At 69.1% G+C, this 21425-nt stretch carries 13 protein-coding genes; 3 read left to right on the top strand and 10 right to left on the bottom strand.

Features of this window, described 5'->3' with window-relative positions; translation table 11 throughout:
• The first annotated feature begins 69 nt into the window (after positions 1-69).
• Together AC1DMQ_RS00850 and AC1DMQ_RS00845 are read left to right on the top strand one after the other, a co-directional pair.
• Positions 70-789, top strand: coding sequence for a response regulator (locus AC1DMQ_RS00850; protein ID WP_477031655.1), 720 nt, complete (start codon positions 70-72; stop codon positions 787-789).
• Positions 786-2777 carry a sensor histidine kinase gene (locus AC1DMQ_RS00845; protein ID WP_477031654.1) on the top strand — a complete coding sequence of 664 codons (1992 nt, stop codon included), beginning with the start codon at positions 786-788 and terminating at the stop codon, positions 2775-2777. Before AC1DMQ_RS00850 ends, AC1DMQ_RS00845 begins: the two co-directional genes overlap by 4 nt.
• 151 nt (positions 2778-2928) lie before the next feature.
• Here AC1DMQ_RS00845 and AC1DMQ_RS00840 read toward each other — a convergent pair whose 3' ends face one another.
• The 5 genes from AC1DMQ_RS00840 to AC1DMQ_RS00820 all read right to left on the bottom strand — a co-directional run bounded on the left by AC1DMQ_RS00840 (position 2929) and on the right by AC1DMQ_RS00820 (position 11962).
• On the bottom strand, positions 2929-5043 hold the full coding sequence (locus AC1DMQ_RS00840) for a multicopper oxidase family protein (RefSeq protein ID WP_477031653.1): 2115 nt from the start codon (positions 5041-5043) through the stop codon (positions 2929-2931).
• Between the two features lie 292 nt (positions 5044-5335).
• Positions 5336-6826, bottom strand: a complete 1491-nt coding sequence (locus tag AC1DMQ_RS00835; RefSeq protein WP_477031652.1) for a tryptophan halogenase family protein — start codon at positions 6824-6826, stop codon at positions 5336-5338.
• A 101-nt stretch (positions 6827-6927) separates the two neighbouring features.
• Positions 6928-7959, bottom strand: coding sequence for a cupin-like domain-containing protein (locus AC1DMQ_RS00830; RefSeq protein WP_477031651.1), 1032 nt, complete (start codon positions 7957-7959; stop codon positions 6928-6930).
• A 34-nt stretch (positions 7960-7993) separates the two neighbouring features.
• A complete protein-coding gene (locus tag AC1DMQ_RS00825; protein WP_477031650.1) occupies positions 7994-8716 on the bottom strand; it encodes a SapC family protein in 723 nt (240 codons plus the stop codon).
• A 138-nt stretch (positions 8717-8854) separates the two neighbouring features.
• Positions 8855-11962 (bottom strand): TonB-dependent receptor, encoded by a 3108-nt coding sequence (locus tag AC1DMQ_RS00820; protein ID WP_477031649.1) that lies wholly within the window; start codon positions 11960-11962, stop codon positions 8855-8857.
• Between the two features lie 677 nt (positions 11963-12639).
• Here AC1DMQ_RS00820 and AC1DMQ_RS00815 point away from each other — a divergent pair.
• A complete protein-coding gene (locus AC1DMQ_RS00815) occupies positions 12640-15177 on the top strand; it encodes a glycoside hydrolase family 9 protein (protein ID WP_477031648.1) in 2538 nt (845 codons plus the stop codon).
• A gap of 81 nt (positions 15178-15258) precedes the next feature.
• Here the strand turns inward: AC1DMQ_RS00815 and AC1DMQ_RS00810 are convergent, their stop codons facing one another.
• The 5 genes from AC1DMQ_RS00810 to AC1DMQ_RS00790 all read right to left on the bottom strand — a co-directional run bounded on the left by AC1DMQ_RS00810 (position 15259) and on the right by AC1DMQ_RS00790 (position 21397).
• A complete protein-coding gene (locus AC1DMQ_RS00810) occupies positions 15259-16941 on the bottom strand; it encodes a carboxylesterase/lipase family protein (protein WP_477031647.1) in 1683 nt (560 codons plus the stop codon).
• Positions 16942-17037: 96 nt separating this feature from the next.
• Positions 17038-18003 (bottom strand): polysaccharide deacetylase family protein, encoded by a 966-nt coding sequence (locus AC1DMQ_RS00805; protein WP_477031646.1) that lies wholly within the window; start codon positions 18001-18003, stop codon positions 17038-17040.
• 77 nt (positions 18004-18080) lie between these two features.
• Entirely contained in the window at positions 18081-19076 is a 996-nt protein-coding gene (locus tag AC1DMQ_RS00800; RefSeq protein ID WP_477031645.1) for a helix-turn-helix domain-containing protein, read from the bottom strand.
• Positions 19069-20412, bottom strand: coding sequence for an MFS transporter (locus tag AC1DMQ_RS00795; protein ID WP_477031644.1), 1344 nt, complete (start codon positions 20410-20412; stop codon positions 19069-19071). The genes AC1DMQ_RS00800 and AC1DMQ_RS00795 overlap by 8 nt, the downstream gene beginning before the upstream one ends.
• A 214-nt stretch (positions 20413-20626) precedes the next feature.
• Positions 20627-21397 (bottom strand): outer membrane protein, encoded by a 771-nt coding sequence (locus tag AC1DMQ_RS00790; protein ID WP_477031643.1) that lies wholly within the window; start codon positions 21395-21397, stop codon positions 20627-20629.
• Positions 21398-21425: the final 28 nt, after the last annotated feature.

Below are 21425 nucleotides of genomic sequence, written 5' to 3'. Positions count from 1 at the left end.
CCCAACCGCGACTCTTCGCCCATGGCGAAGGTCCCGGCCGCGCCTTATTCTGGGGGTATGCCAGCCGCCATGATCCAGCCCCTGCCCTCCGAAACCGCCACCGTCCTGCTGGTCGAGGACGACGACGTGCTGCGCCAGGAGATGGCCGGCTATCTGGTCGCCCAGGGCTACACCGTGCGCCAGGCCGCCAGCGTGCCCGCCGCTCGCGAGGTGATCGAGACCCGTCCGGTCGACGTGCTGGTGCTGGACGTCAACCTGCCGGGCGAGAACGGCCTGTCGCTGTGCCGCCAGGTGTCAGGGACCGACGGCCCGGCCATCCTGCTGCTCAGCGCCCTGGGCGACCCGGTCGACCGCATCGTCGGGCTCGAGCTGGGCGCCGACGACTACGTGGTCAAGCCGATCCCGCCGCGCGAGCTGCTGGCCCGGGTCAAGGCCCTGCTGCGCCGCCGGGCCGGGGGCAAGGGCCCGCGCAGCGACGTGCGGCTGTTCGCCGGCTTCAAGCTGGACGCCGCCGCCCGCCAGCTGACCGCGCCCAACGGCGTGCTGCTGCTGCTGACCCCGGGCGAGTTCACGATCCTGTCGACCCTGGTCGACCACGCCCGCTCGGTGGTGTCGCGCGACGAGCTGCTGACCATCATCGCCGGCGAGACGGTCGAGAACCTGGGCCGTCGCGTCGACCTGCACATCAGCCGCCTGCGCCGCAAGATCGAGGCCCAGTCCGAGCACCCCCTGATCCGCACCTATCGTGGCATGGGCTACATGCTGGACGCCAAGGTCACGATCGAATGACCGCCCGGGGGGGCCTGTTCAAGCGGTGGCCCAGCCCGCCGATCGCCTTCCAGATCCTGGCCCTGCTGATCGCCGGCCTGGTGGTGGCCCAGACCGTCACCCTGGTCCTGACCGTGCTGCTGCCGCCGGCTCCGGCCATGCACCACACCCTGGCCGACATCGCCGCCGGCCTGCGCGGCGCCGTGCCCGACAACGACAGCGACCGGCCGCTGGTCCGCACGGTCGAGACTCAGCCGCCCAGCCTGCAGAGCCCCGGCTGGGTGGCCTCCGAGCCCGCCCGCGCCGACCTGGCCCGCCTGCTGAACGTGCCGCGCGAGGACGTGCGCCTGCTATTCTACGCGCCGCCGCCGTTCGCCGGGACCGAGAGCCGCCGCCCCGGCCATCCGCCGCTGGCCCTGCTGCTGTTCACCACCTATGCCGAGGCCCAGACCCTGCCGCAGGGACCGGGACCCGGCGGCGGCGGCGGCGTTCGCGTCGGCGTCGGCGGACCGATGGGGCCCATGGGCGGCGCCACGGGTCAGGGGGGCGGCGTCCAGGTCCGCCAGAGCTTCCCGGGATCGCCCGGCGGGACGACGCGCGCCGTCGGTGGACAGCGCGTCTTCCGGTCGGGCGACGCCGGCCCCGGCGGGACCCAGCGAACCTTCAGCTATTCGACGACCGCCGCCGACGCCGGCCGCTCGGCCGACCCGCTGTTCGCCGCGCCGTTCCGCTCGCGGGTGGTGACCCTGCCCGACTCGCTGCGGGGCGTGGCCCAGCCGTCCGCCCCGCTGGACCCGGTCGCCGACGCGGCCGCGCGCGAGCCGACCCTGAAGCGCCCGCCGCCGCCTCAGCCCCTGACCCGTGCCGTGCCCGTCACCGAACCGGTCCAGGCCGCGCCGCATGTCGCCCTGCCCGCGCCTCGGCCCAGCCCGCCCGCGCCGGAGCCCGAGGCCACGACCGGCCGCCCCCTGGCCGCGCCCGTCAACCGCAGCCTGTTCGGCCTGGCCCCGCCGCCGTTCATCGAGGGCGACTTCGTGGCCGCCTTGCGGGTGGGCCCCGACCAGTGGGTGACCCTGCGGCCCCAGCCCGAGGCCTTCCCCAACAACTGGCAGCGCCGGGTGCTGATGTGGTTCGCCCTGTCGCTGGCCGTGGTCGCGCCGCTGGGCTGGATCTTCGCCCGCCGCCTGGCCGCGCCCCTGGCCGGCTTCGCCGCCGCCGCCGAGCAGCTGGGCCGCGACCCCGCCTCGCCAAGTGGATTTGGGGTGATCGTCGCCGACGGACCGGCGGAGATCGGCCGCGCCGCCCGGGCCTTCAACGCCATGCAGGGCCGGCTCAGCCGCTACATCACCGACCGCACGGCGATGATCGGCGCCATCTCGCACGACCTGCGCACGCCCCTGGCCCGCCTGCGCTTCCGCCTGGAGCGCGCCTCGCCCGCCCTGCGCCGCGAGATCGGCCAGGACCTGGACCAGATGGAGGCGATGATCACCTCGGTGCTGGCCTTCATGCGCGAGGACGCCGAGGCCGGGGCCCGCCAGCGGGTCGACCTGCGCTCGCTGCTGGAATGCGTGATCGACGAGGCCGAGGTCACCGGCGCCGACGTGGCCCTGGAGCCGGGCGAGCCGGCCGAGGTCGAGGTCTCGGTCCTGGGCCTGCAACGGGTGTTCGCCAACCTCGTGGACAACGCCGTCAAGTACGGCGACAGCGCCCGGGTGGCCCTGCATCTCGAGGGCGACGAGACGGTGGTCGAGATCCGCGACCGGGGCCCCGGCCTGGAGGCCGGCGAGCTGGAGCGGGTGTTCACCCCGTTCTATCGCGGCGTCGAAGCGCGGACCTCCAGCAAGCAGGGCGTGGGTCTGGGGCTGTCGTCGGCCCGCTCGATCGTCCGGGCGCATGGCGGGGATATCCGGCTGAGCCTGCCCGGCGAAGGGTTGCTGGTGCAGGTGCGGTTGCCGCTGGTGGGGGCCGTGGAGGCGAGGCCGCCGGTGCGGCTGCAGGCGGCGGAGTAGGATAGCGCGGCCAGCACTTGCCCCCTACGGGTCGCTTCGCGACCGTCTTCCCCCACAGGGGGAAGAGGCGCGTCCTCCGCCCCCCATGGGGGCGGACAGACCGCGAAGCGGTCAGGTGGGGGCAAGTCCGGTGTGACCCCACGCGAAAGGCCTAGTGCGCCATCCCCCCATGATCCCCATGCCCGCCGCCCGGCCCATGCGCCTCGGCCGTGCCGCCCAGGCCGTCCGGGATGCCGATCTTGACGTTGGCCATCATGCCCTGGTCCTCGTGGTCAAGGATGTGGCAGTGCAGGACGTACTCGCCGATGTAGCGCTGGTAGCGGGTGCGGGTGATGATGTTGTAGCCGCCCTTGACGAACAGGGTGTCCTTCCACTGGTCGATCACCCCGGCGTAGTCGGGGTCGAAATCCGGCGTGCCCAGGGTCGTCACCGACTTGCCGGCCCTGTTGACCACGCTGACCACCTGGAACGGATTGACGTGGATGTGGAACGGGTGCGAACCGGCCGTCGAGGTCAGCCGCCACTCCTGCACGTCGCCGATATTGGCCGTGCGGTCGATACGCGAGGGCACGTAGGACCCGCTCTCGTCCGGCGGCAGCTTGGGATTGTTGACCTGGAACAGGTTGCGGTCCGGGTCCTTCGGATCGGTCATGATGTTGAAGGCCAGCTCCTGAGGCGGGGCGTTGAGCTCCTCCTTGGCGATCGTCGGATGCCAGACGAATTTCGAGAGCGCCAAGCCGTTCTCGAGGTCGCGGACCACCACGGCCGCGACCCGCTGGTCGGGGATGTTGCGCCCGGCGGCGGCGACCATCAGCTTCCGCAGCGCCTGGTCTGGATCGCCGGCCGGCGCGCCCGGCGCGACCACCGCCACGCCCAGCAGCTTGATCGGCTCGGCCGCCTGCGAAGGGCTGCCCAGGGCGTCGCTGGCCCCGTCAACGATGCAGTAGTTCCCGCCGGTCGGGAAATGGACCACCACGTCGACGCGATAGCCGGGCTGCAGGCGGGCCTCGCTGGTGCGGAACACCTGCGAGCGGGTAAGGCCGTCCAGCGCCACCTCCCACATCGGCAGCGCGGTCCCGGCGCAGTATTTGCGCATGAACTCGGCCTGGCCCGCGGCCGACACCTTGGACCAGTCGGGCGCGCCGGACTTCATCGGGAACAGGCGAAAATTGACGGCCTCGCGCACGCCGCCGTGGATCAGCCGCCAGCGCTCGAACACGCCTGCCCGAAGGCCCTGGATTCCCGGCTGGACCTTACCGTTGATCGAGGTGAAGCGACCGGAATTGGCCCAACTGGTGGAGAAGCTCAGCTGCTGTTCGTAGTCGCGGATCTCGCCGGTCTGGCCCGGATTGCAGATCCAGGGCTGGCCTTTCGGGTTCGGCGATTTCTGGATCTTCCCGTCGCCGTCGAAGCAGGCGTACTGCACCTGCTGGAACATCAGCACCTTGTCGGCGAAGGGCGCGCCCTGGGCGTCCTGCAGCAGCACGTCGATGTCGCCGGGCGTGGTGGCGGTCGGGGCGCGGTCGTCCTTGATGATCAGGGCGCCGGCCATGCCGCTGGACACCTGCAGGGCGGTCGAGCCGTGCTTGTGCGGATGGTACCAGAAGGTGCCGGCCGGGTGGTCGGACGGGACGTTGTATTCATACTCGAAGGTGACGCCCGGATTGATCGAGATCAGCACGTTGTCGCTGTTGCCGGACGGCGAGACCCACAGGCCGTGGGCGTGCAGGTTGGTCTCGTTGAAGCAGTGGGGGATGTTGACCCCCTCCTTCGGCATCACGCACTTCTCGGGCGGCAGGCGCTTGCCGTCCTTGGTCTCGAACAGGTCGTTGGTCAGGCCGATCCGCACCGTCTGGCCCGGGCGCATGGTGATGGTCGGGGCCAGGAAGGGCGTGTTCGGGTCGATCGACGAGCCGTGGTACGAGCGCAGCAGCACCTTGTCCTGGGCCAGGGTCCACGGGTTGTGGACCGTGCCCTCGGTGAACTCGATCGAGAACTTGTAGAGGATGTTCTGGCGCGGATCGACGAAGGTGTCGGCGGCCTGGACCCTCGGCGGCAGCGCCTGGAGCTGGGGTCCGGTGAGCCGAGGCGGTGCCGCCTCGGCTTCCGGCAGGGCGGCGGGCGGGTTGGCGAAGACGTTCTCCAGCGCCTGCTTGGCCGCCTCCTTAGCGGTAGCCTGGGCGAGGCTGGGCGACGGCGCGGCGGCCAGGGACATGGCGGCCAGCGAGACCCCGGCCAGGGCGGCGAAACGCGTGCGGGTCTTCATAATCTGCGACCTCCCGGGGCGGCCCCATCCCGTCCAGCCGCGCGACGCGGATAGACCAAGGATTGAGACTCGTTCAAAAACCACCCATGCGCGAACTATCGCGCATTGGTGGTTGATTGAAAAGGCGCAGCTTGAAGTAGGCAACCGACCTACGGCTTCGGACCTAGGGCTCGACCGACGTTCGAGTGTGGCTCGCTATTTCACCGTCATTCCCGCCCTTGTGGCGGGAATGACGACCGAAAGAGGGAGTTGGGAGGCAATTGAACGGCCCAACTCTGATCGCCAATAGGCTCTAGGACGCCGGGATGCCGCAGTACCGGTCGAGGAAGGCCTGGTGGCCCGGCAGGCCGCCGACGGCGCGGGCGATGTTGCCGCTCAGGTCGGCCAGCGCCCCGCGCAGCTGCTCGGGCTTCATCAGGCGGCCCATCTGGTGATAGCCGGTCGGCCGCAGCCGCTGGCCCAGCATGACCTGCAGCCACGAGTCGACCTGGAACAGCTCGCCCGGGGCCTGGAAGGCCTGGGCGCTTTCGCGGAACAGCTCGATGCGGTGGGCCAGGCTGTCGGGGACGGCCATCGTGCGACAGTGATCCCAGAACGGGCTGTCGGTCCGCTCGGTCAGCTTGTAGTGCAGGATGATGAAGTCGCGGATCTTCTCCAGCTCGTCGACGGCCTGCTGGTTGTAGCGGTCGACCACCGCCTCGCTGACGCCGGTGAACGGGAACAGCTGCATCAGCCGCGTCACGCCGATCATGATCAGGTGGATCGAGGTCGACTCCAGCGGTTCGACGAAGCCGCTGGCCAGGCCCAGGGCGATACAGTTCTTGTGCCAGGTCTTGCGCCGGCGGCCGGTGGCGTAGCGGATCAGCCGCGGCTCGATCAGCCGGTCGCCTTCCAGCGCGCCCAGCAGGGTCTCGCGCGCCTCGTCGTCGCCCATGTAGTCGCTGCAGTAGACCAGGCCGTTGCCGACCCGGTGCTGCAGCGGGATCTTCCACCGCCAGCCCGCCTTGTGGGCGATGGCGCGGGTGTAGGGCACGGCCGGGCCGGTCGACTTGGTCTGCACGGCCAGGGCGCTGTTGGTCGGCAGCCATTGGCCCCAATCCTCGTATCCCGCCTTCAGCGTCTGTTCGATCAGCAGGCCCCGGAAGCCCGTGCAGTCGATGAACAGGTCGCCCTCGACCCGGTCGCCGTTCTCCATGACCAGGGCCTCGATGAAGCCGGTCTCGGCGTTCTGCTGGACGCTGGCGATCTTGCCCTCGATCCGCTTGACGCCCAGGCCCTCGCTCATCCTGCGCAGGAACTGGCCGTAGAGCGTGGCGTCCAGGTGATAGGCGTAGTTCAGCTCGAACCCCTCGCCGACCGAGAACTTGTCGGCCTCGGCCGCCTTCAGCTCGAAGCAGTAGTCGCCCAGCTCGCCGCCGAAGCCCGCCGCCTTCGCCTGCAGCCAGAAATGATGGAAGCTTCCCATCCAGTTCGACTTCCCGACCTGGCCGAACGAGTGGATGTAGCGGTCGCCGATCTCGCCCCAGTTCTCGAACGAGATGCCCAGCTTGAACGTCGCCTGGGTGGCGCGCATGAACGCCGGCTCGTCGATGTCCAGCAGGGCGTTGAAGGTGCGGGCCGTCGGGATGGTCGACTCGCCCACGCCGACCGTGCCGATCTCGTCGGACTCGATCAGGCTGATCTCCAGCAGCGGGCCCAGCTGCTTGGCCAGCGCCGCCGCGGCCATCCAGCCCGCCGTGCCGCCCCCGGCGACGACGACCCTCTTCACGACCTGATCTTGCATGGTGTCCCCTCCGGTCGCCGTGCCTGCCCCTTGGGGCAGGCCCTGTTTAATATTCGAGCGTGGCCGCCGCTGAAACCGCTCACACTTTCAGCTGCCACGCTCTAGCGGTTCAAGCGATTGAGCAGATAAGCCCGCAGTCGCCGGGCCTTGCGGTCGTCCATCGGACCAAGGTCGCCGCGCGCGCCCTCGGGCAGGTGCGCCCCCGCCCGGTCGGCGGGGCCGAAGACGTAGTAGTCGAACAATCGCTTCCAGCCCTGCTTCTCGAAATCGGGCCGGTCGCGCAGGCTGAGCAGGCCGTGCAGCAGGGTGTTCATGGGGGTGTCCATGAAGCCGGGCGCGGCGTTCCACCAGTAGTTTATCAGGACGTTGAACGGCTCCAGCGCCTCGACCTGGTGCCACCACAGGGCGGGGTAGACCAGCACGTCGCCGGGCTCCAGGTCCGCCACCTGGGCGGCGGCCAGGGCGTCCCTGAACCGCGGGAAGCGTATGAGGTCCGGCGCGTCGAAATCGACCATGCTGACCGCCTGGCCGCCCGGCGTCAGGTCCAGCGGGCCCGGATAGAGGTTGTCGATCTGGTCGGGCGGAAACAGCGTGAAGCGGCGCCGGCCGACCATGCAGCAGGCGATGTTGTTGGACATGTCGTAGTGGGCGGCGGCGACCGTGCGGTTGCCGATCCAGATGCTGGCCAGCGGCGTCTCGTCGCCCAGGGCGACCAGGTCCAGGCCCAGGTCGTTCTCGGCCCGCAAGCCCGGCAGATAGGCGTCGATGTCGCTGGAGCCGATATAGAGAGACGGCCCGCCGGCGATCTCGAGCTCCTGCTCGATCCGCTCCAGGAACGCCCGCAGCGGCGTGCGCTCGGTCTGGAAGTTCAGGCGGGTGACGTCCTCGTCGTAGCCGAAGCGGCCCTTGATCTCCGGCGCGCCCGTATAGCCGACGAAGCGCTCGCCGCGATCATGCTCCAGCAGGTAGTCCATCGCCGCGCGGGGCGAGGTCAGGCCCGCCTGCACCAGCGGCCAGTCGCGGGCCATGCCGCGGAAGATCGTCGGCCGCTGCTGGGCCAGGATCTCGTCGAACGGAATCTGGTCCGCCGTCAGGCCCTCGACCACCGGGGTCTTGCGAGCGATGTCGATCATCGGATGTTCGCTCCCTCGATCTGACGGTTCGCGCTCAAGCCCGGGCGCGCTTGCGGTTCTTCAGCTCGACCAACAATCCGACATTGCCCAGGGACGACAAGACCCATTGGGCGGCGGCCAGGAACCCGGACCGATGCAGCGCCTCCAGCGCCGCGCCGTCCAGGCCCGCGAACCGTTCCTGGGAGATCGTGTAGAGGTCGGGCAGGTCGTACTGGGTGTGCTCGTCCAGCTTGATCTCGACATCGACCGGCTCGATCAGGCCGTGGGTCTCGAAGGCCGCGAACATCGCCTTGCTGATCTCCAGCCCGTCATAGATCACGCCCAGCAGGCGGGCGACGTGCTGCAGATAGGGCGAGTTGCCGCCGGCCGGCAGGAACGCCGGTTCGCCTCCGCCCTCGGCCTCCGCCGCGAGCACGCGAGGGTCGTCGAGATCGACGTGGATCATCGGCTCGCCGCCCCCGTCGCGCAGGGCGATCGAGAACGGTCCCCGCTGCTGGATCGCGGGCACGTAGCGGGCGTTCCAGCCGCGCTCTTCGAGGAACAGGTTCTCGTCGCGGTCCAGGCCCAGCAGGGCGACCGACTGGAACGCCCCGTCGGCGTCCTTGCGGAAGAAGATCGGATATTCGCGCTGGATCCCCTCGAACTCGGTGGGGAAGATCAGCACCTGATTGATGGCGTCGCCGAACTCGGGCCCGTGGCCCGTGGCGACGCGCAGGTCGCCGTGATCGACGTTGTTAAGCAGCACTCTGTTGGTCATGTCCGCCTTCCGGCCCCCGAGGCGAAGAGCCGCGAGGTTCGATGTCCGGGTACTCTAGAGAAGAAAGGGCCGCTGCGAACAGCGGCCCTTCCCCCGACCTAGGTCGGGCCCGAAGACCCGACCATGGCTTTCGCCCCCTTAGAACTTGTAGCGCGCTCCGAGCAGGAAGCGGCGGTCCAGTTCCTGCGCGTACCACAGCTCGTTTTCGTCGCGAGCATAGGTGCGCAGGCTCTCGTTCAGCAGGTTGATGCCTTCCAGCGAGATCGCCAGACTTGGCGTCACATCGTAGCTGACGTTGAAGTCGACCTGGGCGAACGGGGCGACGAACACCGGGTTGCGCGAGCCGCCGCGGTTGGTGGCTTGCAGGAACTTGTCGCGCCAGTTGTAGGTCAGCCGCGCCGAGACCCCGTTCTTGTCGTAGATCAGGGTGGCGGCGGCCGTGTCGCTCAGACCCAGCAGGGCGAACTGATCCTGGCCCGGGTCGGAAGCGATGTCGAAGCCGACGTCGCCGCGCACCAGGGTGTAGGCGCCCGAAACCCCGAAGCCGCTTTCACCGAAGAAGTGCTGAACAGCGAATTCGAAGCCGTGGATCTTGCCGGTCTTGTTGTTGATCGGCTGGGCGACCTGGAAGCTGTACAGCGGATCGGCGGCGTTGGGCGACACGTCCGTCGCGGCCAGGACCTGGTCGACGAAGGCTTGGTTGAGGTCGCCGTTCACACCACGATTGGCCTGGAACACGGCCGTGGCGGCCGCGACCGAACCCGTGGTCTGGATCAGCGAGGTCATCGTGAACAGGTTCACGTCGGTCTGGTTGGCGCCGATCGTCGTCAGAGAGGCGCGGGCGTCGCCCGACCGGGTTCCAGCGACGCCGGAGCTGGCGTCACGCAGACCGAACAGGCTCTGGTTGAAGGTGCCCGTGCCCACGAAGTTGTTAACGCGCTTCTCGAAGAAGCCGGCCGAGATATAGCTGCTGGGCTTGTAGTACCACTCGACCGAGACGTCGAAGTTGTCCGAGATCAGCGGCTGCAGTTCCGGGTTGCCGCGCGTGCCCAGGGCGATGGCCCCGTTGGCGATCGGGCGGTTCGGCGCCTGGGCCGAGACCGAGGCGAACAGGTTGCCGTAGTCCGGCCGCGCGATCGTGCGGCTGAACGAGAAGCGCCCCACCACGTCCTCGACCAGGTCCACCTGGAAGTCCAGGGCGGGCAGCAGGTTGGTGTACTTGTTCTTGCCCGAGATGGGCGAGTACGTGGTCGTCGTGTCGACGCGGAAGTCGTTGTCGGCGGTCCAGACGATGGCCTGGGGCGTGCGGATCAGCGACACGGATTCCGACTTGGTTTCCTCGTAGCGCACGCCGGCGACCATGCTGGCCCGGCGACCCGCCAGTTCGCCATTCCAGGTCAGCTGGCCATAGACGCCCCAGACGTCTTCTTCGACGCGGTTGTCGTCCTGGCTGGTGACGCCCACCGCATTGCCGAGCGCGACATAGGGCTTCGACAGGGCGTTGTAGAGGTCGATCGCGTCGGCCCGGAAGGCCACCAGGCCCGCGCCGCTTTGCTTGAGATCGAAGTCGTCGAAGCGGCAGGACATGCAGAATTGCTTGACCAGGCTGCCGGCGTACTGCTGCACGTCGCGCGGGTTCGAGATGCCCCAGCTGCCCAGGTCCTGCTGGGTGTTGATCGCGGCCTGCTTCATCTTCGAGTTGCGGTAGTCGAAGCCGAAGTCGAACTTGCTGCCGTTGTCGTCCAGATCATAGGACGCGTCGGCGCGGAATTCCTTGATCTTCTGGTCCTGGCTCTGGGCCGAGGTCCGCGCCACCTGGCTGCCCAGGTCGCCGATGCTGAGCACGCCGTTGCCGTCGCCGCGCGGCAGGGCGTCGTTGATCGTCACGGCCTGGACCGGGACCTTGCCGCTATAGTCCACCGAGTGCGACGAGATGATCGGCGCGCCGATGCTGACCGAGGTCGAGCTGGTGCCGTTCGGGGCGTCGGGATCGCTCGACGCCTTGGAGACGTGGCCGTCCACGGAGATCTTGAAGCGGTCGTTGACGTCCCAGACACCGTTCAGGCCGAACGACTGCAGCTCGTCCTTGTTGGCGCGATATTGCTGCTCGAAGCCCGTGTCCTTCGTCCCGCTGAGGGTTTCCTGCAGGAAGACGGCGGTGGCGACGGTCGGATTGTTGTCGAAGGTCACCTTGTCGAACGGACGGTTGAACCAGTTGGTCTGGTCGTTGCGGCGTTCGAACGACTTGTTCTGGGCGTACAGGCCGTCGGCGGTGATCAGGATGTTCTCGGTCGGGCGCCATTGCACGGTCGCCTGGCCGTTGATGCGCTCGCGGTTGCCTTGCGAGAAGTGGTAGCGGCTGTCGTTGGGGATCGCCACCAGGGTCGTGCCGCTGGCGGGGCCGTTGGTGATCTGGGTCGCGCCGCCGTTGCGGACGAAGCCGTTGGACGGGTTGAGGAAGTCCGCATAGGTACGGATGTTCCAGTCGTTCGACGTGACGCTGCGGCTGGTGAAGTTGCGCTTCTGATAGCTGCCGAACAGCATGACGCCGAACTTTTCGTCCGCGTCGGTCCAGTTCAGCAGGCCGGAGACTTCCGGGGTGAACTTGGATGCGTCTTCCAGCTTCTCGTCCATGCTGGTGTCGTAGACGGCCTTGGCGCCGATGCTGCCCGAGAGGCCGCTTTCGCGCGCGTCCAACGGACGGCGGGTCTTGACGTTGATCGTCGCGCCGATGCCGCCCGACGGGATGCCCGCGCGGCCGGTCTTGTAGACTTCCAGGGTCGAGACGCCTTCGGAGGCGATGTTCGAGAAGTCGAACGAGCGGCTGGTGCCGGTCTGGAAGTCGGCCGACTGGTCGCCGCCGACGGTGGAGACGTTGGCCGTGGGCATGGTGCGGCCGTTCAGCGTCACCAGGTTGAAGCCGCCGCCGAAGCCGCGGACCGTGACCTGCGAGCCTTCGCCGTTCGAGCGGTCGATCGACACGCCGGGAACGCGTTGCAGCGATTCAGCCAGGTTGGTGTCGGGGAACTTGCCGATGTCTTCGGCCGAGATGGCGTCGACGACGCCGCTGTTGTTGCGCTTGATGTCCATCGCGCGCTCGAGCGAGGCGCGGATGCCGGTGACCACGATCTCATCGACCGTGCTGCTGTCGTTGTTGCTCTGGGCCTGGGCGTGACCGCCGGCGAAGATCGCCATGGACAGCGCTATCAAAGACGCAGAAGTGTTCAGACGACGTAGTCGCTTCATAGCCGTTTCCCCGCACAAGTCGCCCCTACCGAGGGGCTTGGTTTTTTTGTTTCGGCGCCGACAAGGTTGGCCGGCCATTTTTGAGATTCTTATCAAAAATGACCGAATATCGGCGACTGCGTTAGCGGTAACATCAGTCCACGAAAGCGGTCAAGCGACCCAAAAACGATTTTGACAGCGCTGTACCGGCCCATTTCTCATACAAATGACACCAAACCCTGACGAAATAAGCGGATTGCCGCTTTTTTGACGCAAACGCCTTTTTCACAAGGCGTATCGATTGTTGCGGCTCGGACACAGCCCGCCCTCGGCAATCTCCGCGTCAGGCCTGAAATCAAGCTCTACCTTGACGCAGCGGAAACTCGACCGAACGCAAGGTCCCCACCTTCCTGGCGTGGCGCGACGAGAGAAATCCCGTTGACGCAACCTCGAAGAATGTTACCGCTATCTTGGCTTTGAGAGCCGGCGCGCTCTTGTCCGCTTGCTCAATCCGCCCGTGGATCCCTCACGGGGCCGCCATCCTGGATGGCGGCCCCGATTTTTTCGCTTCCACCGCGATGGATCGCTGCCTCCAAAGAAATATGGGACCGGTAACAAAAGTGCGTTGACGCTCGACCCGCGACACGGGAAAGCTGCCGCCGAACCTGGAGACACATCCAGGATGGGAGGAGAGCACCATGGAAGTTCTGTCGCGGTCCCTGGGGGCCGTCGCGCTGGCCGCGAGCCTGATGGTCGGCGCCGCGCCCGCCGCCCTGGCCCAGACGGCCGCCCCGCCCTCCAAGCCGGCGGCCGCCGCTCTCAAGCTCAACGCCAAGGACTATTTCGAGACCCGCGGCCTGAACGTCCTGGTGTTCAGCAACGGCTCCGAGGACCTGTTCAACGACGCCAAGATGAGCGGGGTCGAACTGATCCATCACGGGGTCCGCACCGTCACCAACGGCGACGTGCGGCTGAGCCCCACGCCGGGCCAGTGGGACCCGATGGCCAAGCTGGTCGAGCGCAAGGTCGATACGGCCACCGGCGTGATCACCGCGACCTTGGAGTTCGTCGGCCAGGACTTCCGCTACACGATCCGGGTCGAGCCGCGCGGCGAGGCCTTCACGATCAGCGTCAACCTCGACAAGCCCCTGCCCGCCGCCCTGGAGGGCAAGGCCGGCTTCAATCTCGAGGTCCTGCCCTCGGCCTATTTCCGCAAGACCTTCCTGGCCGACGGCAAGCCGGGAAGCTTCCCGCTGTATCCCAGCGGCCCGATGGCGGCGGCCAGCGGTCCAGAAGGTCGGGCCGAGCCCCTGCCCTTGGTCACGGCCGGCCGCTTCGTTCTGGCCCCGGAGGACCCCGCGCGGCGGATCACGATCAGCGGCGCGACCGGCGCCCCCCTGTCGCTGTACGACGGCCGCAACCAGGCCCAGAACGGTTGGTACGTGCTGCGCGCGCCCATCCCCGCCGGCAAGACGGGCCGGGTGGTCGAGTGGACCGTCTCGGCCAACGCCCTGCCCGACTGGGTCCGTCCGCCGTCGATCGCCCACTCGCAACTGGGCTATGCGCCGGGCCAGAAGAAGGTGGCGATCGTCGAGCGCGATCCGGCCGATCCGCCCAAGGCCCGGGCCAGGCTGCTGCGGGTGAGCGAGACCGGCGCCTTCACCCCGGCGCTGACCGCGCCGCTGGGGGCCTGGACGCCCTGGCTGCGCTACGCCTACGCCCCGTTCGACTTCTCGTCGGTGAAGACCCCGGGCCTTTATGTGATCGAATACGCCGGCCGGCGCACCGCGCCGTTCCGCATCGATCCGGCGCTCTATGACGACGCCTGGCATCCGACCCTGGACGTCTATTTCCCGGTCGCCATGGACCACATGTTCGTCAACGAGGCCTACCGGGTCTGGCACGGCGACAGCCACCGCGACGACGCCCTGCAGGCCCCGCTGAACCACGAGCACATCGACCTCTACCGCCAGGGCCCGACCACCGACACGCCGTTCAAGCCGATGGAGCACATGCCCGGCCTGAACGTCGGCGGCTGGTTCGACGCGGGCGATTTCGACATCCGCACCCAGACTCACTACGCGGTCGTGCGCAGCCTGGTCGACACCTGGGAGCAGTTCCACCTGACCCGCGACGAGACCTCGGTCGACCAGAAGCGGCGGCACGTCGAGATCCACGTCCCCGACGGGACGCCCGACATGCTGCAGCAGATCGAGCACGGCACGCTGCAGCTGCTGGCCCAGCACAAGGCCGTGGGCCACGCGATCCACGGCATCGTCGAGCCGGACGTCGGCCAGTACACCCACCTGGGCGACGCGGTGACCAAGACCGACGGCCTGGTCTATGACGCCGGCCTGGGTCCCGACGAGGTCAAGGGCGGGCGCAGCGGGGCCAAGGACGACCGCTGGGCCTTCACCAGCAAGTCCACCCCGCTGAACTACGGCTCGATCGCCGCCCTGGCGGCGGCCAGCCGGGCCCTGCGCGGCTATCGCGACGCCCTGGCCGACGACTGCCTGGCCACCGCCCAACGGGTCTGGGACGAGGAGCATTCCCACGCCCCCGACCTCTTCCACCACGGCAACACCACCGGCGGCGACATCGTCGACGAGGAGTTCAGCGCCGCCGTCGAGCTGCTGATCGCCACCAAGGACCCGAAATACGCCGCGCGGATCGACGAGCTGTGGCCCAAGGTCCAGGCCCGCTTCATCCAGAACGCCGACCTCGCCGCCCGGGCCGTCCCGTTCATGCCGCCGGCCTTCAAGGCGCGGATGGAGCCGGCGGTGCGGGCCTACAAGGCCGCCAGCGACAAGATCGCCGCCGAGAACCCGTTCGGCGTGCCGATCGCCATGGGCGGCTGGGCCGGCAGCGGCGGGGTGGCCGAGTTCGGCCTGACCCACTGGGCCCTGCACAAGGCCTTCCCGGAGATCATCGACGGCGAGGCGGTGTTCCGTTCGCTGAACTATCTGTACGGGACCCATCCGGGCTCGGACATCTCGATGGTCTCGGCGGTCGGCACGGTGTCGAAGGAAGTGGCCTACGGCAACAACCGCGCCGACTTCAGCTTCATCGCCGGCGGCGTGGTGCCGGGCGAACTGATCGTCAAGCCGGACTTCCCCGAGAACAAGGAGGACTGGCCGTTCTTCTGGGGCGAGAACGAGTACGTGATCAACGTCGGCGCCAGCTACATCCAGCTGGTCAACGCGGCTGCGGCGCTGAGCAAGGAGAAGGGGCGGTAGGGTTTGGCGTCACCCTATCCCCCTATCGACCGTCATCCTCGGACTTGTTCCGAGGATGACGGACGGGGGGAGAGGCGGCGTCTATCCCGCCGTCACCGGATCCATCTGCGCCAACAGCTTGCGCTCCGCTCCGAACCGGTTCGGGACCACGGTGCAGGCCACGTCCAGCACCATCGTCGGCCGTGTCTTCAGGTCGTAGGCCGGCCACGCCGGCTGCCCCGGCGCGCTCGGCTTTCCCGTGCGGGCGAAGTTGGCCCACATGGTGCTGATGTTCTTCGCCGCCGCGAACCGGTCGGCGCGGTCGCCGGCCAGGGTGGTGGGCGAGGCCACGGTGTTGAACACCAGCGGGATGTCGGCCGCGTGCATGGCCCCCAGCTCGATGTCGGTCCCGTCCATCTTGCGGTTCGAGCGATAGGCGATGTTGTAGACATAGACCGGCGCCCGGCCCTGGGCGACCTTGCGCTCGGCGGTGACCACCGAGCCCGCGCCCATCGCGTAGTAGCTGGTGGCCGCGAAATAGAGGTCGCTGGGCGTCGCGCCGGGGCGAGCGGCCCGCAGGGTGTCGATCGCCGCCTGGGTCTTGTCGCCGAGCCTCGCCGACAGCCGCGCCTTCAGCCCCGCCTCGTCCAGCCGGAAGGCCTCGACGTCCTTGGAGGTCCAGGCGAAGAACGCGGACTCCTTGTCCATCCAGCCGATGATCAGCGGCTTGTCGGCGGCGCTGGCCGGGGCGGTCGGGTCGAACGGATGATGCGGCAGCAGGTCGCCGTCGACGATGGGGCCGTACGTGCCGGGGGTCAGCGACTGGATGCCTCGCCAGCCGCCGCTGTCGCTCTTCACCTTGGCGTTCAGCGCCTTCTGGGCGGCCAGGATCTGGGGCGCGGGCACGTCCAGCACCTTGCGCCAATCGGCCGGGGCGATGCCCAGCTGCTCCAGGAACATCCGCGTCGTCTGGGCGGCGACGTCCGGGGTGGTCACCCGCACCACCGGGCCGCTCTGGATAATGGCCTTGGAGAACAGCGGCGCGACCGAGGGCATGGCGTAGAGGCACGAGGTCTTGGCCCCGCCGCCGGACTCGCCGAAGATCGTCACGTTGTTCGGATCGCCGCCGAACGCGGCGATGTTCCGCTGCACCCACTTCAGGGCCAGCACGATGTCGGACAGGCCCTGATTGCCCGAGCCGGCGTATTCGGCCCCGCCCAGTTCGCCCAGATACAGATAACCCAGCACGCCCAGGCGATGGTTGGTGGCGATCACCACCACGTCGTGCTCGCGGGCCAGCATCGCGCCGTCCTGGGCGGTGCTGCCGCCGGAGCCGGTCGTGTAGCCGCCGCCGTGGCTGTAGACCATCACCGGCTTGCCCCCAGAACGCCCAGGGCCGCCGCCGGCCGGAGTCCAGAGGTTCAGCACCAGGCAGTCCTCGCCGGGCGCGGGCTCGTTGACGCCGTAGACCGTGCTGGCGTCCTGCAGCGAGGGCGTGCCGAGCTTGGTGGCGTCCCGCACCCCGCTCCAGGGCGCGGCCGGCTTGGCCGGCTTGAAGCGAGCCGCCCCCGAGACGCTGGCCCCGTACGGCACGCCCTTGTAGGCGTCGACGCCGCCCGACCTCACGCCGCGCAGCCGCCCCTCGGCGACCTGGATCTCCACGGTCTCGGAGGCGGTGTCGGCGGCGCAGGCGACCATCGGGACGGCCAAGGTCCCGATGGTCGCCGCGCCGCTGACCAGCAGGCGGCGGCGATCGATCCCGGCGTCGCGGATGAGGGGGGTCATGAGCAACTCCTGTTTCGATCGCCAAGGCCATCCTGGGCGAGTCTGTGTTTCACCTGGACCCCGACCTTGGTCGGAGGAACCGGGCGCGTAGCCCCGTTATCGGCACATCTTGTCGAGGTCGGCCCCGCCCCAGGCGGGGGCTTGCGGCGGGAGCGGCAGGCCCTTGGCCTTCATGGCGTTCTCGAGCGTGGTCGGCACGTCGGTCGCTTCGGTCTTGAAGTCGGCGGCATAGAACTTGTCGCGCTCGGCCTCCTCCAGGCCGACGAAGGTCACGCCGTTCTCGCGATACATCGCCAGCAGCCGCGGCATCATCCGGGCGTCGAAGGCGCCGGCGTGCATCAGCAGCACGTAGGGGATGTCGCGGCCGTACAGCGTGGCCGACAGGCCGCGTTCGAAGTCCAGGCTGTCCTTGGCGGCCTTCAGGTAGCTGGCCTCAAGCACGGCCACCGCCGCCGCGTCGCCCTTGGCCATGCAGCGGGCGTAGGGCTCGTTCCAGGCGTAGTCGCCGAAGCTCATGGTCACGCTGGCGATCCTGTAGCCTCGCGCCTTCAGCATCTTGCGGACTTCGGCGTGCTTGCCCGGGGTATGCTCGCCCTCGGCCAGGAACGGATAGCGCAGCCAACGCCAGTCCCCGCCGGCCATGTGCTTTTGCAGCAGCGGCTCGTTGCGCACGAGATCGGCTTCCCAGACCTCGACCGGATTGTCGTTCAGATTGATGTGCGACCAGGTGTGGTTGGCCAGCGGATGGCCCGCCGCGCGCCACAGCGACAGCACGCCCACCGAGTCCGGCTCGCGCTCCTCGCCCACGCCGTTGACGAAGCCGTAGACCGGCCCCGTGCCCGCGTCGTGGAAGGCGGCCAGCAGCCGGCCCGCCACGTCGATGCGGCTGACGCCCGGCGGCAGGGCGCTGTGGTTGGGCAGGTCGTCGAAGGTCAGGGCCATCTTCACCGGCGTCGCGGCCTGGGCCGCGCCCGCCGTCGCCACGGCGAAGGCAAGCGGCGCGATCCAGCGCGCCCAAAGCCCCCGGCGTCGCCCGACGCCGTCGATTCCCGCGATCCCCATGCGTCCTCCCAGTTTCATTCCTTGGCGAATGATAACGCTACCATCTATGCCGCCCAACGGCGTCGCCGCAAGGGCGTTCAGGTGATCTCGCCCATCAGCGCGTCCCAGCGCCGCCGCGACAGCTCGGCCCGCTCGGAGGCCGAGGTGGCGGCGCGGACCTGCCGGCGGTACTCGCCCGGGCTGGCCGCGAACGCCTTGCGGAACAGCCGGCCCATGTGGCTCTCCGACTTGAAGCCGCAGACCTGGGCGATGTCGGCCAGCGGGCGCTCGTCGGCCGGATCGCCCAGCGCCGCGCGCAGCCGCACCAGGCGTCGGGCCTGGATCGCGCCGCCGATCCCGCCGTCCGGCTGGAAGATGCGGTAGAGGGTGGCGCGCGACACGCCGGTGGCCTCGCAGATCGCATCGGCCGTCAGGTCGGCCGCCAGATTGGCCTCTATGAAGCGCTTGACCGACTCCCGGCGGGCGAACTCCAGCCGGCGCAGGTCCGCGCCCCGGCTCAACTCGACGCTGCCGGCCGCCACGGTCAGCAGGTCGATGAAGGCCCGCGACACGGCCGGCAGGTCCGCCTCGCCGATCTCGGGCGCGCGGGCGGCCAGCGACTTCATGTAGTCGGCCAGCAGCAAAGCCTTGTCCTGGTCGATGATCCGGCCGTGCAGGCCCCCGGTCGCGCCCAGCGAGGCCTGCAGCACCTCGCGCGAGACGCTGGCGGTGATCAGCCGGGTGGCGGTCGCCCGGTTCCGCATCGGGCGGGTCATGTCCAGCAGGGCGATCTGGCCGGGGGCCACCGCGACGAAGCCGTCGCCGCTGTCGACCTCGAACCTCCCCTCGACGACCGACTGGACCGTGAAGTGGTCGAACTGGTCGCGGCGCACGCGTTCGGCCGAGCGCTCGTGGGCCACGCCGGCCAGGCGGCGGTCGAACAGCAGGATCCCGGCCAGGCGCCAGCCCGTGACCTCGGCGAAGAACGCGCCGTCCAGGCCCGTCACGTCGGCGCCCGAGGCGTAGAGCTCGCGATAGACCTCCAGGCCGGCCCCGTCGGGCTCGGACGCGAACTGCATGAACTGCTCAGCCATCGAGTCCCGTCGTTTCTTTCGAAGATCCCGCCTGGGCGGCGTCGACAGCGCTTACCCAGGCCCGACGGCCGCCCCAGGCTAGCACCGAGGCAGCCAGACCGGCCGCCAGGGTGGTGCAGAACAGCGCCTTGCCCAGTTGGCCGGGTCCGAACACCCGGTCGCTGAGCACGCCGATGACCGGCGGGCCCAGGCCGACGCCGATCAGGGTGGTGGCCGCGAAGAACACGGCGTTCGAGGCCCCGTGGGCGGCGGTCAGCATCGGCTGGTACATGGCCAGGAACACCACCGCCGCCGCGCCGCCGAACACGGTCAGCATGAAGAAGCCGAGGCTCAGCGAAGCCAGGGTCGGGACCAGGCACAGCAGGCCCGCGCCGACCACGCACAGCGCCAGGGCCGCGACGATCACCAGGGCGGGCGGACGTCCGGCGCGGCGGCAGAGGTCGGTCAGGGCCCCGCCGCTCAAGTGGCCCAGGGGCGCGCCGATCAGGACGATCAGGCCGCTGATCAGGCCGCTCTGGGCCGGCGACACGGCCAGCTCGCGCTGCAGCAGGGTGGGCAGCCAGGCGCTGGCCGCCTGGATCAGCACGATGACGCAGCCGGCCGCCAGCAGGTGCGCGCCGAACGTCGCCGGCCGGGCCCGCATCTGCTCCAGGGCCGACAGCATGGAGGGCCGCCGGACCGGGGCCTGGTCCGTCGCCGGGCCCGGCTTGCGGCCGTCGACGGCCAGCAGCCCCGCAGCGGCCAGCAGGTTGGGCAGGACGCTGAGGAAGAACAGCACGCGCCAGGCCTCCAGCCCGGGGAACACCGACCGCACCAGCGGCGAGGCGCTCCAGGCCAGCAGCGCGCCGCCCAGCAGCATCGCCCCGCTGCGCCCCAGGGCCGAGCCGGTGGTGAACACCGAGATCGAGCGGCCGACATCCCGGGCGGGGGTCAGCGCCACGATCAGCGACAGGGCGGCGGGCTGGACCAGAGCCTGGCAGAGACCCAGCATCAGCCGGCACAGGACCAGTTGCTCCCAGGTCCGGGCCAGGCCGAAACCGACGCCGGCCAGGGTCCACAGCAGCAGGCTGCCGGCCAGCACCTTCAGTTGCGGCGCCCGGTCGACCAACTGGCCGAGGGTCAGGGTCGAGGCCACGAAGAACAGCACGAAGGCGGGCCCCTGCAGCAGGCCAAGGGCGGTGTCGCTGAGCAGGAACTGCCGCTTGAGCAGAGGCAGGATCAGGGCCGGCAGGTTGCGGTCGGCCTGCATCAGGAAATGGGTCAGGGCCAGCAGGCCCAGCGGCGCCCCCGTCGTCCATCCCCACCCTGTCGCGCGCGCCGCGCTCGCTTGCGCCATGTCCGCCCCCCGGCTTCCCGCTAGACCGAAAACGGCGCTGGCGCGGCGACGACGAATCGACGCCTGGACGGAAGCTCGACAACAGACTCAGACATACCGACGCTCAACGGTTAATCGCGCCAAAAGGGCAGACGGCGCCCCCATCGTCAACCGATCGGACGCCGTCGCCTAAAAAGGGATTCAGCAGAGACCCGGATCGCCCGGATGGCGAGCGTCAGAACGTGTAGTCGAAGCCGATCCGGAAGAGGTTGCCCCGGGCGTCGGCCTCGGAGCTGAGGGTGGCGTAGCCGCTGCCGACCGTCCCCTGCGACTTGATCGTGCCGAAGTCGGTGTACAGCCATTCCCCGCGCACCGAGGTGTAGTCGCTCAGGGCGTAGGCGCCGCCCAGGCCCGCGATCCAGCCGAACTTGACGTCGGACTCCTCGTTGTTGCCCGTGATCGGCGTGGCGCGGGTGTCGGAGTACTTGGTCGTCAGCTTGATGTCGGAGGCGGCCACCCCGCCCGTGGCGTAGAACAGCCAGGTGTCGGTCGCGAAGCCGATCCGGGGACGCAGGGTCCAGATCCAGTCGGTCTTCATCTTCTGCTCGATCGTGAAGTCGACGGGCGGAGCGATCGCCAGCCCCGAGCGGTATGTCTTCTTGCGGTCCTCGCCGAGGTTGAAATAGCTGATGTCGGTTTCCAGCCCCAGCATCCAGCCGCCCGCCCAGTAGTTGTAGCCGGTCTGGAACCCGCCGGTGAAACCCAACTCGTTGTCGTCGTCTTCCGAGATGGGAGCGTTGATCAGGCCAAGGTCGCCCGGGGGGATGACCGTTCCGCCGGAGCCGGACGCCGCCTTCATGCTCAGGGTGGTGTCGCCCCAGGACGCGCCGATGTTGCCGCCGACATAGAAGCCGTTCCAGGGGCCGTCCTGCGCGGCGGCGGCGCCCGCGCCCAGGCAAACAAAGCCGGCCGCCGCGAGCGCGGCCATGAACTCGAACCTACGCATACTCGTCCTCCAGGGGATTCGATGGAGG

Source organism: Caulobacter sp. 05L422 (assembly GCF_056397765.1).
This window is presented reverse-complemented; position numbering and strand designations above follow the sequence as displayed.